Source organism: Nocardia sp. NPDC057440 (assembly GCF_042802915.1).
Taxonomy (GTDB): Bacteria; Actinomycetota; Actinomycetes; order Mycobacteriales; family Mycobacteriaceae; genus Nocardia.
On sequence record NZ_JBHVDF010000001.1, the window covers coordinates 269,282 to 282,755 of the forward strand.

14 protein-coding genes are annotated in these 13,474 nt (G+C 67.5%); 3 read left to right on the plus strand and 11 right to left on the minus strand.

Annotation, left to right across the window (positions count from 1 at the left end; all coding sequences use genetic code 11):
- Window positions 1–56 precede the first annotated feature (56 nt).
- From tsaE to ACFU4Z_RS01320, 4 genes are all read right to left on the minus strand, one after another.
- The gene (gene tsaE / locus ACFU4Z_RS01305) at window positions 57–509 is read right to left on the minus strand and encodes a tRNA (adenosine(37)-N6)-threonylcarbamoyltransferase complex ATPase subunit type 1 TsaE (protein ID WP_379058631.1); all 453 of its coding nucleotides are present in this window, start codon (window positions 507–509) and stop codon (window positions 57–59) included.
- Entirely contained in the window at window positions 502–1,602 is a 1,101-nt protein-coding gene (locus ACFU4Z_RS01310; RefSeq protein ID WP_379058633.1) for an alpha/beta fold hydrolase, read from the minus strand. Before ACFU4Z_RS01310 ends, tsaE begins: the two co-directional genes overlap by 8 nt.
- Window positions 1,599–2,768: an alanine racemase gene (gene alr / locus ACFU4Z_RS01315; RefSeq protein ID WP_379059290.1), complete on the minus strand. Its 1,170-nt coding sequence runs from the start codon at window positions 2,766–2,768 to the stop codon at window positions 1,599–1,601. The genes ACFU4Z_RS01310 and alr overlap by 4 nt, the downstream gene beginning before the upstream one ends.
- Before the next feature lie 333 nt (window positions 2,769–3,101).
- Window positions 3,102–4,589 carry an NAD(P)H-hydrate dehydratase gene (locus tag ACFU4Z_RS01320; RefSeq protein ID WP_379058635.1) on the minus strand — a complete coding sequence of 496 codons (1,488 nt, stop codon included), beginning with the start codon at window positions 4,587–4,589 and terminating at the stop codon, window positions 3,102–3,104.
- Between ACFU4Z_RS01320 and ACFU4Z_RS01325 the strand changes: the two genes are divergently transcribed.
- Window positions 4,588–5,118 carry a cupredoxin family copper-binding protein gene (locus ACFU4Z_RS01325; RefSeq protein WP_379058638.1) on the plus strand — a complete coding sequence of 177 codons (531 nt, stop codon included), beginning with the start codon at window positions 4,588–4,590 and terminating at the stop codon, window positions 5,116–5,118. The genes ACFU4Z_RS01320 and ACFU4Z_RS01325 overlap by 2 nt on opposite strands.
- Before the next feature lie 167 nt (window positions 5,119–5,285).
- Here ACFU4Z_RS01325 and ACFU4Z_RS01330 read toward each other — a convergent pair whose 3' ends face one another.
- The gene (locus ACFU4Z_RS01330; RefSeq protein ID WP_379058641.1) at window positions 5,286–5,777 is read right to left on the minus strand and encodes a MarR family winged helix-turn-helix transcriptional regulator; all 492 of its coding nucleotides are present in this window, start codon (window positions 5,775–5,777) and stop codon (window positions 5,286–5,288) included.
- Window positions 5,778–5,914: 137 nt separating this feature from the next.
- On the opposite strand from ACFU4Z_RS01330, the gene ACFU4Z_RS01335 reads away from it, so the two are divergent.
- The gene (locus ACFU4Z_RS01335) at window positions 5,915–7,114 is read left to right on the plus strand and encodes an MFS transporter (RefSeq protein WP_379058644.1); all 1,200 of its coding nucleotides are present in this window, start codon (window positions 5,915–5,917) and stop codon (window positions 7,112–7,114) included.
- Window positions 7,115–7,188: 74 nt separating this feature from the next.
- Here ACFU4Z_RS01335 and glmS read toward each other — a convergent pair whose 3' ends face one another.
- Window positions 7,189–9,072 carry a glutamine--fructose-6-phosphate transaminase (isomerizing) gene (gene glmS / locus ACFU4Z_RS01340; RefSeq protein WP_379058647.1) on the minus strand — a complete coding sequence of 628 codons (1,884 nt, stop codon included), beginning with the start codon at window positions 9,070–9,072 and terminating at the stop codon, window positions 7,189–7,191.
- Between the two features lie 36 nt (window positions 9,073–9,108).
- Here glmS and ACFU4Z_RS01345 point away from each other — a divergent pair, with 36 nt between their 5' ends.
- Window positions 9,109–9,969 carry a dienelactone hydrolase family protein gene (locus ACFU4Z_RS01345; protein ID WP_379058649.1) on the plus strand — a complete coding sequence of 287 codons (861 nt, stop codon included), beginning with the start codon at window positions 9,109–9,111 and terminating at the stop codon, window positions 9,967–9,969.
- Here the strand turns inward: ACFU4Z_RS01345 and ACFU4Z_RS01350 are convergent.
- From ACFU4Z_RS01350 to ACFU4Z_RS01370, 5 genes are all read right to left on the minus strand, one after another.
- The gene (locus ACFU4Z_RS01350) at window positions 9,942–10,295 is read right to left on the minus strand and encodes a hypothetical protein (protein WP_379058652.1); all 354 of its coding nucleotides are present in this window, start codon (window positions 10,293–10,295) and stop codon (window positions 9,942–9,944) included. The genes ACFU4Z_RS01345 and ACFU4Z_RS01350 overlap by 28 nt on opposite strands.
- A gap of 47 nt (window positions 10,296–10,342) precedes the next feature.
- Window positions 10,343–12,112: a hypothetical protein gene (locus ACFU4Z_RS01355; RefSeq protein WP_379058655.1), complete on the minus strand. Its 1,770-nt coding sequence runs from the start codon at window positions 12,110–12,112 to the stop codon at window positions 10,343–10,345.
- Window positions 12,113–12,149: 37 nt separating this feature from the next.
- Window positions 12,150–12,488 carry a hypothetical protein gene (locus ACFU4Z_RS01360; protein ID WP_379058657.1) on the minus strand — a complete coding sequence of 113 codons (339 nt, stop codon included), beginning with the start codon at window positions 12,486–12,488 and terminating at the stop codon, window positions 12,150–12,152.
- Between the two features lie 227 nt (window positions 12,489–12,715).
- A complete protein-coding gene (locus ACFU4Z_RS01365) occupies window positions 12,716–13,024 on the minus strand; it encodes a DUF6802 family protein (protein WP_379058659.1) in 309 nt (102 codons plus the stop codon).
- A 120-nt stretch (window positions 13,025–13,144) separates the two neighbouring features.
- The gene (locus tag ACFU4Z_RS01370) at window positions 13,145–13,336 is read right to left on the minus strand and encodes a PspC domain-containing protein (protein WP_379058662.1); all 192 of its coding nucleotides are present in this window, start codon (window positions 13,334–13,336) and stop codon (window positions 13,145–13,147) included.
- Window positions 13,337–13,474 lie beyond the last annotated feature (138 nt).

Here is a 13,474-nt window from a genome sequence, read left to right on the forward strand (position 1 = left end):
TGGTAGGTGCGGCCGGTGCGGAGCTACTCGAGAGCAACCTCGGCCGCGGCCATGTATCAGTGCACCCATTCCCAGATCGCCGTGCGCACCTCGGAATCCGGTTCGCGCGACAGCAACACATACAGGTGATGCTCGGCCAAGTGTTCCACGACACCACTGCCCCACTCCACCACGACGACCGCCTGATGCAGATCTGTGTCGAGGTCAAGGGCGTCGAGCTCGTCCAGGTCGCCGCCGAGTCGATAGGCGTCCACATGCACGAGCGGCACCGGCGCGGCGCCTTCGCGCTGCCCGGCGCGGTGTTGCCTCGCGATGATGAAGGTCGGTGAACTGACTCGGCCCTGGACGCCGAGTCCGGCCGCGATGCCACGGGTCAGCGCCGTCTTGCCCGCGCCGAGCGGACCGTCCAGCACCACCAGATCGCCTGCGCCGAGTTGGGCCGCGAGTTCACGGCCGAATGCCTCGGTGTCGGCGACGGTGGGCAGGACGCGCTGTTGCCGTTCAGCCACCGAGGACCTCCGATTCGGTTGCGGTGTGTTCGATAGCACCGGCGCGCACGAGCAGCCGGTCGAGTGCGGCGTTGACGATATCCGGGTATTGCAGGTGCGCCATGTGCGCGGCGTCGTCCAGCCGGACGAGTTCACTGTTGGGCAGCGCCGCGGCCAACGCACGGGAATTGCGGAACGGGATCACCAGATCGTGGGTGCCGCCAAGCACCAGCACCGGTAGGTGCGCCAGCGTGGGCAAGGCCGCCGACTCGTCGTGCAGTTCGATCGCTTTCAGGAATTTCACGATCGTCTCGACCGCGGTCCGATCGATCATCATCGTGGTGAACCGCGACAGCGTCGAGCTCACCGGCCCGTGATACGAGCTGACGTGCAGGATCGGGGCGATCACATGCCGTGCGGTGGCGCGGCCCGCCTGAACCAGTGCGGGCGCGGTGTGCACGACGAGCCGGAAACCGTCGACGGCCGGGTTGCGCAGAAGTTGGGCGATCCCGGCGGAGGTGACCTCCGCCGCGGCGGTGGACAGCAGCCCGATGCCGATCACCCGCGCCGCGAACAGCTCCGGGAACTGCGCGGCCGCGGCGAGCACCGCCATTCCGCCGAGCGAATGGCCGACCACTATGACGGGACCGGTCGGCACACGGGCCTCGATGACCGCGGCCAGATCGCGGCCGAGCTGGGCGACGGTGCAGCTCTCGGTGGTCGGGGTGCCGGAGCCGCCGTGCCCGCGCAGATCGAAGAACACCAGCCGAGCCCTTGCGCCCCAGCGCTTTTCCAGATCGCGACGCTGGAAGTGGAAAGACTCCATGGTGTTGCAGAAGCCGTGCACGAAGATCACGGTGACCGGAGCGGCTACGGGACCGCATTCGCGGGTGGCCAGCCGCACACCGTCCTCGGTGAGCACCGCGCCGGAGCGGTCGTCGTCGAACAGCGCGAAGTTCTCGTCGCGGTATTCGTCGCGGCGCGCGGGCCAGAGCACTCTGGCACCCATTCTGCGCAACGCGTGCGTACCGGCGAGGGCGCCGACGACGCCCGCGGTCGCCAGCCCGCCACGCAGGATCGTGATGCGACGGCCCGCCGGCTTCTGCTGTCTCATCTGAGGCCGCCGACGTGTCGCCGGACCACGCGACCGCGCGGGGAGCACACGATCTCGTAATGGATGGTGCCGAGCGCGTCCGCCCAGTCCTGTGCGCGTGGTTCGTCCTGTCCCGCTCCGAACAGGACAGCGGTGTCGCCCTCCGCGACACCCGCCGCGTTGTCACCCAGGTCGACGACGATCTGGTCCATGCACACCCGCCCGACATTGGGGTACTGCGCGCCGCCGAGCGCGACCGCGAACCGGCCGCCGAGGTTGCGGAACACACCGTCGGCATAGCCGGCCGGGATGAGCGCGACGGTGGTGTCCCGCGGTGCGACCCACTCGTGCCCGTAGGAGACGCCCTCGCCCGCGGCGACCTGTTTCACCAGGGCGACCCTGGCCTGGAATGTCATCGCGGGGCGCAACCCGAAATCGGAGATCTCCGGAACCGGCGATAGGCCGTACACCGCGATACCGGGGCGCACCATGTCGAAAACCAGGTCGGGGCGGGTCAGCGTGGCGGCCGAGTTCGCCAGATGCACCAGTTCCGGTTCCAAGCCGTGTTCTTTGGCGGTCGCGATCGCTTCCAGGAAGCGGTCGCGCTGCACATCGATCATCGGATGATGTGGCTCGTCGGCGTGCGCGAGGTGGGAGAAGATCGCCCGCAAGCGCACCACCTGCTCGTCGACAAGCCCGCGCAGCGCCGCGAGCACCTGCGGGTATTCCAGCGCCGAGACGCCGTTGCGGTTGAGACCGGTGTCGACCTTCACCGTCGCTGTTGCCGTCCGACCGGTGGCGCGCGCCGCGGCCTCGACTGCCCGCAAATGCGCGAGCGAGGAGACACCGAGTTCGATATCGGTGGCGACGGCGGTGGCGAAGTCGGCGTCGGAGTTGTTGAGCCAGCACAGAATCGGCGCGGTGATGCCCGCCGCACGGAGTTGAAGGGCCTCATCGATCGTCGTGACACCGAGTTCGGCCGCACCCGCTTCCAGCGCGGCCCGCCCGACCTCGACCGCGCCGTGGTTGTAGCCGTCGGCCTTGACCACAGCCATCACCGCGGCATCACCGGCATGCTCGCGCAGGATCCGCACGTTGTGCGCAATGGCACTCAGGTCGACAACCGCCTCCACTTGCGCATTCACGCTTGTCCGCCTCTCCGCGTCATCTGCCGTCGTGGTGTGCATCGATCGTGCCATTGCGGGCCCGCGGTCGAACACCTGGCCGAGTTCTCGGCGTACCAGCTGAGGATTACCCACGTTCTCACCAAAGCAGGTGTCACCTCGGTCACCCACACAGCACCTGAGTGACCCCGCGCGATCGAAGTTCCTGATCAGCGTGGCGGGAAGCCACCTGATCACCAGATCATCGGCCACTGGCGGACTGGGGCGTCGCTGTGAGCAGTCGGAGTCCGGCGTCGACGCGGCTGCGCTGCCGGGCCTCGGGGGACAACGAGCACAGCGCACCGAGTGTGCGGCGCAGCGGCCGAACTTGCTGCGGCCGCGAGTTTCCCGCAGCAGTCAGTATTCGCCGAGGGCGAAGGCGCGGAGGGTGCGGATGGCCGGTCGAACGTGCTGTAGGAGCGGGGTTGCCGAGGTGGGAGCTCCGGCGAGGTGGTTTTCGTGGGCAGCCAGGTTGGCGGCCAGGGCGTGTGCGCGGGCGGCGGCCGCGGCGGACCAGGCCGGGTCCCGGCCCGCGGCCAGGAGGGCGCCGATGATGCCGGAGAGGACGTCGCCCGCGCCCGCTGTGGCGGCCCATGAGCCGCCTGCCTCGTTGACGAGCACTGGTGCCTCAGGGGCGGCGACGAGGGTAGCGCGGCCTTTCAGCAGCACGGTGACCTGCCAGGAATCGGCCAGCGCGCGGACCGCGGCGACCCGGTCCCGCCCCACCTCGTGTCCGGTCAGACGCGCGAATTCGCCTGCGTGCGGGGTCAATACGGTCAGTGCGGAGCGTCCGCCGAGCAGATCGGGATCGGCGGCGAGCAGGGTGAGACCGTCGGCGTCGACGACGACGGGAAGGTCGGTCGCGAGTACTTCGGCGAGTCGTTTGTGTGCGTCCGCGTCGGTGCCCGCGCCCGGGCCGAATACCCAGGACTGGACTCGACCCGTGTCCGCGATGCTCTGGGCGGCAACCACTTCCGGGAAATGCGCGAGGACATCGGCCGAGCCGGTTCCGGCGTAGCGGACCATGCCCGAAGTCGCGGCGATGGCCGCGCCGGTGCACAGCACGGCCGCACCCGGATACGTGCCGCTGCCCGCGCAGACGCCCGTGACGCCCTGCGTGTACTTGTCGTCGAGCGGTCCCGGTACCGGCCATAGCGCGCCGACCGCCGCCGGATCCAGCGCCGCGAGGTTCGGCTCGGGCAGCCGTAAACCGATGGGCACCAGTTCGATTCGCCCGCAGTACGGCGCGGCGAGCGCATGGACCGGCTTGTAGGCGCCGAAGGCGACGGTGACATCCGCGCGGACCGCGGGGCCGGTGACGGCACCGGTGTCCGGGTCGACACCGCTGGGCAGATCCGCGGCGACAATCGGCGCGTCGAGCGCGGCAACGAGTTGCGCGGCGTTCGGACGCAGCGAACCACGGCCGGAGATCCCGACAATGCCATCGATCACCAGATCCGGCGCGCCGACCTCGCCGCGCAGACTCGACGTCGATGTTCTCGCACCACCGGCGTCGCGGACCCGACCGCCTGCCTTCCGAAGCGCAGCCAGCCCTTGGGCATGTGCCCGTTCGGGATTCAGCAACACAGCCGTGACGGCAACACCGCGACGGCGCAGCATCGAGCCCGCCCACAGCGCGTCGCCGCCGTTGTCACCGGAGCCGACCAGCAGCGTCACCGACCGCCCGGCGATCCCCCCGGTCCGCGCCCGCAACTCGCCCGCGACAACGGTCGCCAGGCCGTACGCGGCGCGTTGCATCGGTACGCCGTCGGGGACTCGGGTGAACAGTTCGGCTTCGGCCGCCCGCACTTCGTCGGCGGTGAAGAATCCCCGCTGGGTGGACATGGATGCTCGCCTCCACTGCGTTGCTCGGGCACTGCTGCTGATCAGGCTCGGCCGCACAGGCACCGCGCAAGCCCGCACCGTCAGCAGACTACGCTTGGCCGTCATGCCGATGGTCAGCCGTGCGAGGTCCACTCAGGTCGTAGCCGGGCTCGGCCTGGCCGCGACGATGTTGCTGTCCGGCTGCGGCTCGGACGAGCCGAAATCCGCCGCCCCGGCCACGACGAGGCCGGCCGGGCCCGCCGCGTCGAGTACCGCACCCGGCGAAAAGAAGTCCGCCGCGGCGACCGTCGATGCCGACAACATGAAGTTTTCCCCCACCGAGGTCACCGTCAAGGTCGGCGACACCGTGACCTGGAAATTCAGCGACAGCGTGCCGCACAACGTGCAGGGCATCGGCGACCGGGCGATGGGCCTGAACAGCCCCATCTTCGACAAGGGCGAGTGGAGCTACACCTTCACCGCGCCGGGCAACTACCGCTATCTCTGCTCATTGCACCCGCAGATGCGCGGCAGCGTCACCGTCGAATAGCGCGAGACCCGCTCGCAGCGGACGCTTTTGGAGTAAGCGGGGCGGTGTATGCCGACTGCCCCGACTGAGCCGAGCGATGCGAGGAAGAGTCCACCGGATATGCCTGTGGCCCGGCCAACCGGCCCCGGCTCGGAACTCGGCGCGCAGCTCGTCGAGCGAGCTGCTGCTCACACCGGCCCGGACACCTCGACTGTCCGGCCCGCTGTCGACGCGGTGTTCATAGCCTCCACAGCGGCGACCAGTGGCGCGAGCTCCGGGTCGGCGGCGGCTTGACCCAATGCGGTCGACAGCGCCGCGTCGTGGGTGGGGCGCGCCTGCTCGAGTAGTTCCAAGCCCGGTGGGGTGACATCGGTATAGATGCCGCGGCGGTCGTCAGCGCACAGATACCGGGTGAGCAGGCCTCGGTCTTCGAGCCGGGACACCAGTCGGGTGGTCGCGCTCTGGCTGAGCACGACGGCGTCGGCGACTTGGTTCATGCGCAGATGGCCACCGGGCCCTTCGTGCTGACGGCTGAGCACGACCAGCAGAGAGAACTCGCGCACGCTCAGCTGATGACCGGTTTGCAGCGCACGCTCGATATGCGCCTCGATCCGATCATGCAGCAGCGACAGTGCGTACCAGCCATCTGCCAGGCCGGTCAGAGCGGCATCCGCGGTCATGGTGTTCCTCCTGCGTCGTGGTCGCGGTTCCAGAATAGACGAGTTCCGCAATAGCCCGCGCTTGCAATTAACGCGCGTCTGCAACTATTGTTGACGCCTGTAAAGCTCCGGCGCAACAACAAGTGGAGGCTGCACCCATGCCACTCGCACTCCTGGCTCTGACCCTCGGGGCATTCGGAATCGGCACCACCGAATTCGTCATCGTCGGGCTGCTCCCCGACATCGCCGACACCTACGCCGTGTCGATCCCGACCGCGGGCCTGCTGGTGACCGGGTACGCCCTCGGCGTCGTGGTCGGCGCACCACTGATGACCGGGCTCGGCACCCGCGTCTCCCGCAAGCGCATGCTGCTCGGCATGTTGCTGCTGCTGGTCGCGGGCAACATATTGTCGGCCGCCGCACCGACCTTCGGCCTGATGATGACCGGCCGAATCGTCGCCTCGCTCGCACACGGCGCCTTCTTCGGCATCGGCGCGGTCGTCGCGGGAAGCCTGGTGAACCCGGACCGCAAGGCAGGCGCGATCGCCACCATGTTCACCGGACTCACCGTCGCCACCGTCATCGGCGTACCGCTGGGCACCCTGCTCGGCCAGCACTTCGGGTGGCGGCTCACCTTCCTCGTGGTCGCACTGGTCGGGCTGATCGGCCTGATCGGCGTCGCCGCGCTGGTCCCCGAGCAGCCGGCGCCACAAGACGCCCGGCTGCGCAACGAGCTCGCCGTGTTCCGCAATCCGCAGGTCCTGCTCGCGATGGCGATGACGGTGCTCGGCTTCGGCGGCGTCTTCGCCGCGATCACCTACCTCGCCCCGATGATGACCGAGGTGACCGGCTACGCGGATTCCTCCGTCACCTGGTTGCTCGTGCTCTTCGGCATCGGCATGTTCGCGGGCAACCTGATCGGCGGCCGCTACGCCGACCGCCACCTGATGCCGATGCTGTATGTCGCACTCGGCTCCCTCGCGGCCGTGCTCGCCCTCTTCGCCCTCACCGCCCAGAGCAAGCCCGCCGCCGCCGTCACCGTGGTGCTGATCGGCGCCCTCGGCTTCGCGACCGTGCCGCCGCTCCAGAAACGCGTCCTCGACCAAGCCGCAGGCGCACCGACCCTGGCCTCCGCAGTCAATATCGGCGCCTTCAACCTCGGCAACGCACTCGCCGCCTGGCTCGGCGGCCTGGTCATCGCGGCAGGCTTCGGCTACACCGCTCCCAACTGGGTCGGCGTCATCCTCGCTCTGAGCGCACTCGCACTCGCCGTGCTGTCACGCAGCATGGAACGCGCCGCCACCCGGCGGGAACCCACCACGTCGGCCGAGGCACTGGTGCCCGCAGGACACCCCTGACCCACCTCCCCGGCTCCGGCGGCGATCCCCGATCGCCGCCGGATTCATCTGCGAGAAAGATCTGCGGCGCTCGCCTATTCGACGGTGACGGACTTGGCCAGGTTGCGGGGCTTGTCGACGTCGTAGCCGCGGGCCTGGGCGATCTCGGCGGCGAAGATCTGCAGCGGGACGGTCGAGAGCAGCGGCTGGAACAGCGTTGGCGCCGAGGGGATCTCGATGAGATCGTCGGCGAACGGGCGCACCGTGTCGTCGCCCTCCTCCGCGATCACGATGGTGCGCGCGCCGCGGGCCTGGATCTCGCGAATATTGCTGAGCAGCTTGGAATGCAGCACGGCGCGCCCCTTCGGGGACGGCATCACCACGATCACCGGCAGCCCGTCCTCGATCAAAGCGATGGGGCCGTGCTTGAGCTCGCCCGCGGCGAAGCCCTCGGCGTGCATGTAGGCCAATTCCTTCAGTTTGAGGGCACCCTCCAGCGCCACCGGGTAGCCGACGTGGCGGCCGAGGAAAAGCACCGTCGGGACGTGCGCGAGCTGCCTGGCCAGCGCCCGGACCTGCGGCCCCGTCTCCAACACCCGCTCGACCAGCCTCGGCATCGCCTCGAGCTCGGCGAACTCGCGGGCAACCTCATCCGGATACTTGGTGCCGCGCGCCTGCGCCAAGGCCAGCCCGACCAGGTAGTTCGCGGCCACCTGGGCCAGGAACGCCTTCGTGGACGCGACGCCGATCTCCGGGCCGGTCCTGGTGTAGAGCACCGCGTCGGACTCGCGGGGGATCTGCGCGCCGTTGGTGTTGCAGATCGCGAGCACCCGCGCCTTCTGCTCCTTCGCGTGCCGCACCGCCTCCAGCGTGTCGGCGGTCTCCCCCGATTGCGAGATCGCCACTACCAGCGTCGACCGGTCCAAAACCGGGTCGCGGTAACGGAATTCGCTGGCCAGCTCCACTTCGACGGGCAGCCGGGTCCAGTGCTCGATCGCATACTTGGCCAGCAGGCCGGCATGGTAGGAGCTGCCGCAGGCGACGACGAAGACCTTGTCGAAGTCGCGCAGTTCCTGATCCGCGAGGCGCTGCTCATCGAGCACGATCCGGCCGGAACCGGTCTCGTCGAGCGTGAAATGCCCGATCAAGGTGTCCGCGACAGCGCTGGGCTGCTCCTCGATCTCCTTGAGCATGAAGTAGTCGTGGCCGCCCTTTTCCGCGGCGGCCAGATCCCAGTCGATGGTGAACGGCCGGGTGCGCTCGTTCGCGTCGTTGCCGTCGAAGTCGGTGACCTGGTAGCCGTCGGCGGTGATCACCACGGCCTGGTCCTGACCCAATTCGACGGCTTCGCGAGTGTGCTCGATGAACGCGGTGACGTCGGAGGCGATGAACATCTCGCCCGTGCCGACACCCACCACCAGCGGGGTGGAGCGCCGCGCGGCGACAATCCGGTCCGGGTGGTCGGCGTGGGTGAAGACCAGCGTGAACGCGCCCTCCAGCCGGCGCAGCACCGCGAGCGCGCTCGCCACGAAATCACCGGCGGTCGGGCCCGCGGCATACGCGCGGGCGACCAGGTGCACGGCGACCTCGGTGTCGGTGTCGCTGCGCAGCTCGACGCCTGCCTCCTCGAGCTCGCGACGCAGCGGCGCGAAGTTCTCGATGATGCCGTTGTGCACCACGGCGACCTTGCCGCTGTCGTCACGATGCGGGTGCGCGTTGCGATCGGTCGGCGCGCCGTGGGTGGCCCAGCGGGTGTGGCCCATACCGGTGGCGCCCGCGAAGCGCGCCACGCCGTTCTCGGCCAGTTCCGCCTCGAGATTCGCCAGGCGACCCGCCTTGCGTTCCACCGCGATCGCGCCCGACCCACCGAGGATCGCGACCCCGGCCGAGTCGTATCCGCGATATTCCATGCGGCGCAACGCGTCAACGACAATGCCGAGGGCATCCCGGTACCCGACGTACCCCACGATTCCGCACATGGCTCACCAGAGTACTTATCGGATAACGTTCTCGTCGTGTCGGCGTCTGTGAAATCACTTCTGAGCACCCTGACCAGCAAAGGCCCGCATCGGGTGCTGCGCGGCAATCTGGCCATCGCAGGCCAGCCCGGGGTGGTGTACACGCCTGAATCGGGGCTGAGCCTGCCCGCTGTCGCGTTCGGCCACAGCTGGCTGACCAGCGCTTCGAACTATCGCGGGCTACTCGAGCACCTCGCGTCCTGGGGTTTCGTGGCGGCGGCCCCCGATACCGAGCGCGGGCCGATTCCGTCACATCTGGGCCTGGCCGCCGACCTGCTCACCACGCTGGATATCTGCACTCGTGTCCGGCTCGGTGACGGCACGATCAGCGTGCACCCCGACCGCCTCGCCCTCGCCGGTCATGCCATGGGCGCTGGCGCCGCGGTCATCGCCGCCGCGCAGCGCAAGGTCGCCGCGGTCGCCGCGCTCTATCCGGCGCCCACCGCACCCACCGCCGAGACTCTGGCCCCGGACATCGACACCCCCGCCCTGATCCTGGCGGGCTCCACCGACATCGACTCCGTCAGTTCCAACGCCATACCGCTCGCCGCCGCCTGGGCCGGCCCCGTTGTCCTGCGCCAGCTCGACGGCGCCTCCCACAACGGCATCATCGAAGGCCGCCGCGCCCTTGCCGCCCTCGGCGCGGGCAGGCACGAATCGAAAACCGACCGCACCACCCGCGCCCTGCTCACCGGCTACCTGCTCCACAAACTCCTCGGCGACAAGACCTACGCCCCCTTCGCCGACCCCGAGGCGGTCATCCCGCACACCACGGTCATCGACCCCGACGCCCCCAGGGACGAGGAGAAGAAGCCGAAACTCTCCGTGGGTCAGATCAGCCAGCTCTTGCGGCGGTAGTACTCGCCCTCCGGATCGTCATCCTCGTCCACGGGGGTGACGAGTTCGTGCGCTTTGCGAGCGGCGATCGACCGCGCGATCGCCTCCCGCTGCTCGCGAGCTTCGGCCTCGAGACGTTCCTTCTCTTCGGCCTCGGCGCGAGCGGCCTCTTCGGTCTCGGCGTATTCCTGCCAGAATTGACTCATCTCGGTGGCCAGATTCGCCGAGAATTCTTGGTCTCGTCGAGCCGTCTCCTGCTTGATCTCCTCGAGTTCTTCCCGAAGTACCGACATCCGTCGAAGACTCTCCTCGGCAATGCGCTCGACTTCGGCGACGTAGTCAACCATCCCGGCTCTCCTTGGTAGTCACGGATTTTCAGCGCACTCGGCCGGCGTCACAGTGGCCCGGCCTCCGCCAATTCGGCACCGCTGTCGAAGGGCGGTTGCTGTCCTTCGGGCGCGGACATAGGGGACGGGCGGTGCTCACCGTCTTCTTCCCGCCGCGGTGGCGGCGCACCGGTCGGAACACCGGGCTGATTCGGGTTCTCCGGCGGCGTACTACCTCCTGGGGCCGCGGGGCCTGCAGGAGCGCCGGGGTCGCCCGAGTTGCCAGGAGAACTGCCCGGCCCCTGGCTGCCAGAGTCACCGGGAGGACCGCCGGGGTTGTCCCCCGGCGGTGACGCCGGTTTCCCGTCTTCTCCCTCGGGCTCCCCGCTGGAGATGACCGGGTTCCCTTTCTCGTCCAGCTTCACGCTGTACTCGTGGGGCTTCCCGTCCGCGTCGGTCACGACCGCTTTCAATTGACCGTCCGGACCCATCTCGAACTTCAGGTGTTTGCCTGCCAGGTCGAATTCGGCCGCTGGTTTGCCGTCCTTCTTGTCGTCGGGCTTCTCGTCGGGCTTCCCGTCCCCGTCCTTATCCTCGGCCTTGGTCGGATCGATCGTCTTCTCGATCTGCTGCAGCGCCTGGTCGAGACCTTCTTTGATGGTGCCGCTCAGCGAGGTCAGTCCTTGACTCGCCGCGCTCGCGAGCTGTGTCGCGATCGGCGACAGCGTGCTCGCGACCTGGCTGAGGGACGCGAGACCCTGTAGCGAGTTGGTCGACGTCGGATTCGTAGAAGTCGGATTGGTGCTGGCGGGGGTTGTCGGAGTGCCCGGCGTACCGGGGGTGCCCGGCGTACCGGGGGTGCCCGGCGTACCAGGGGTACCCGGCGTACCAGGGGTACCCGGCGTACCAGGGGTACCCGGCGTACCAGGGGTACCCGGCGTACCAGGGGTACCCGGCGTACCGGGCGTACCAGGCGTGCCTGGGGTACTCGGCGTGTCCGAAGGCGCAGCAGCAGGCCTCGGATAAGCAACTTCGGCGACTTGATTCATTGCCTTCACGGCAATCTGATACTGATCCTTGAACAGCTTGTCGGTCGTCTCGCAGGCCGCGTTATAGCGGACAAGCTTGTCCTCTACATCTTTCTTGAATACATCCTTGATCCAGTTATCACAAGCCTGCCACGCCTTCTGTCCGATTCCGGCGCTTATATAGTTTTGATCGTTTAGATTTCCGCTTCGTACGTCAAGGTCTTCGAAAACCCTATCCAGCTTTCGAATCTGATCATCACTGATCCATTCGGTAGCGCTGCGGACATCGATCATCAACTCGATATCTTCGGGGGTCCTACCGCGGATCTTGATCTCACGCACCCCGTTTGCCCCATTTTCGAGCAGCCCGAGCGTAATGTCGGCCTTCGTGTAGACAGACTTTCGCAACGGTTCCACCATCGCCGCGATGGCGACGGCCGCAACTCGCGCCTTGTTGATATCGTCGAGCGCAAGCTTCAGCTGGTCACCCATCATGGTTGTCGCCGCGGTGGCCGCTTCGCCCTGCCACATGGCGGCCATGCTGGTGAGTTGGCCTTGCTGGGCGCTACGCTGTCCGTCCGCCTCGTTCAATGCCATGGTCAATTCCCAGGCCGCGGTTTCCAGCTTGGGCAGATCCATACGGCGCTGCTCGTCGTACTTCGCCTGCAGCTTGTTCAGATCACCGAACTGGCCCGGCCCACTATTGAACGCTTGTTCGTAGAGCGGAAGAAATTTTCGCCAGTACTCCAGACCGTGCACACCATAGTCCAGGATGTCATCGATCTTCTTACCAGCATATTCGTATGCCACGGTGCCGGCCCCTCACAATTCCGAGTTCGTCGGAGTGCTATTTCTTGTCGTCCGCTGCGGCGATCTGTTTCGCATGCTCTTCGACCGTGGTCGAGTAGACGACCACCGCAGCTCCGACCGAATCGGCAATTGCGGTCGACGCCTCTGACCAGTTCTCGAGCCAATTACCGATCTTCTCGAAACCCCCATGAACGGCAATCCCCTCCTGCGAATAGTTTCGGCCGGCTTCGTCGTTACCCACGCCGAACATGTGGTCGGTCACGCGTTTCGATTGGGTCTGCACCACGTCTGCCGATGTCCGAATATCGCTGGCTAGTTTCCCCAACTCACCAGTGCTGACACCGAGCATGGATGCCCGGCTCGGCGTGCTGCTCATCTGCACCCTCCCTTTCCTTCGCGTGCACCGCGCCGCCGGATTCACCGCTGGTCGCCAGTACCGCCATACTTCCTTCGACGCGTCTGGCCCACGTTCGGTTCCATCCGATCCGCCCCCGCCTCAGACGAGGTCGCGTGCAGGAAAATCTACTGGGCAGCGCGATCGGCGACAACCAGCCATCCCCGCGCGGATCTGCTCTGACCCCGAGAGGACGCACAGCTCCGGCTCTACTTACCGATCTTCCCGTGATCGGTGCGCACCCACCCCGAGGTCCCATCCGGGTTGTGGTGGAACTCCCATGCCGCGTAATCGCCGTCTTTCTCGACGACGGTGACCTGATCGGCGACGCCATCGTGGTCATAGTCCGACCAGACCTGCATCGCTTCGGGGCCGGAGGTGGTGACGGTGTCGAGAGCGCCGTCGCCGTCGATGTCCTGGGTGGGGTGGTGCAGCTCTACCGGGCCAAGACCTTCCAGCGAGGAGGATGCGTCGACGCCCGGTAGATCCAGGCCCGGGAATTCGCCCGAGGTGACCATGACTCCTCCTCATCGGGACTCGCGTGACAGTGCGGCATTTCACCCGAATGGCGGGTGTCGCTCCATCCTGTCATCCGCGAGTCCCCGACGCAGCCTCCCGGCCTTACTTGTTGAGGATTGTCACTTCTTGGGGATGATCAGCCACAGCACCAGATAGACGATGAACTGCGGACCGGGAAGCAGACAGGACAGCACGAAAAGGAGCCGGACGACATTGGCGTTCCAGCCGAAGTATTCGGCGATGCCACCGCAGACGCCGGCGATCCAGCTGTCGGTGGTGGAGCGGGTGAGGCGGCGAGCGGGTGCGGTCATGGTCTTCTCTCTCCTGTGTCGATCTCGGTGCTCTCCACTCTGCGCGGAATCGCTCGTGGGCACATCGGTCCCATGACCGATCCCGACCCTGATTTCTCCCCGGCCCGCCCTCAGGGTCCAACCCCGATCCGACCGGAA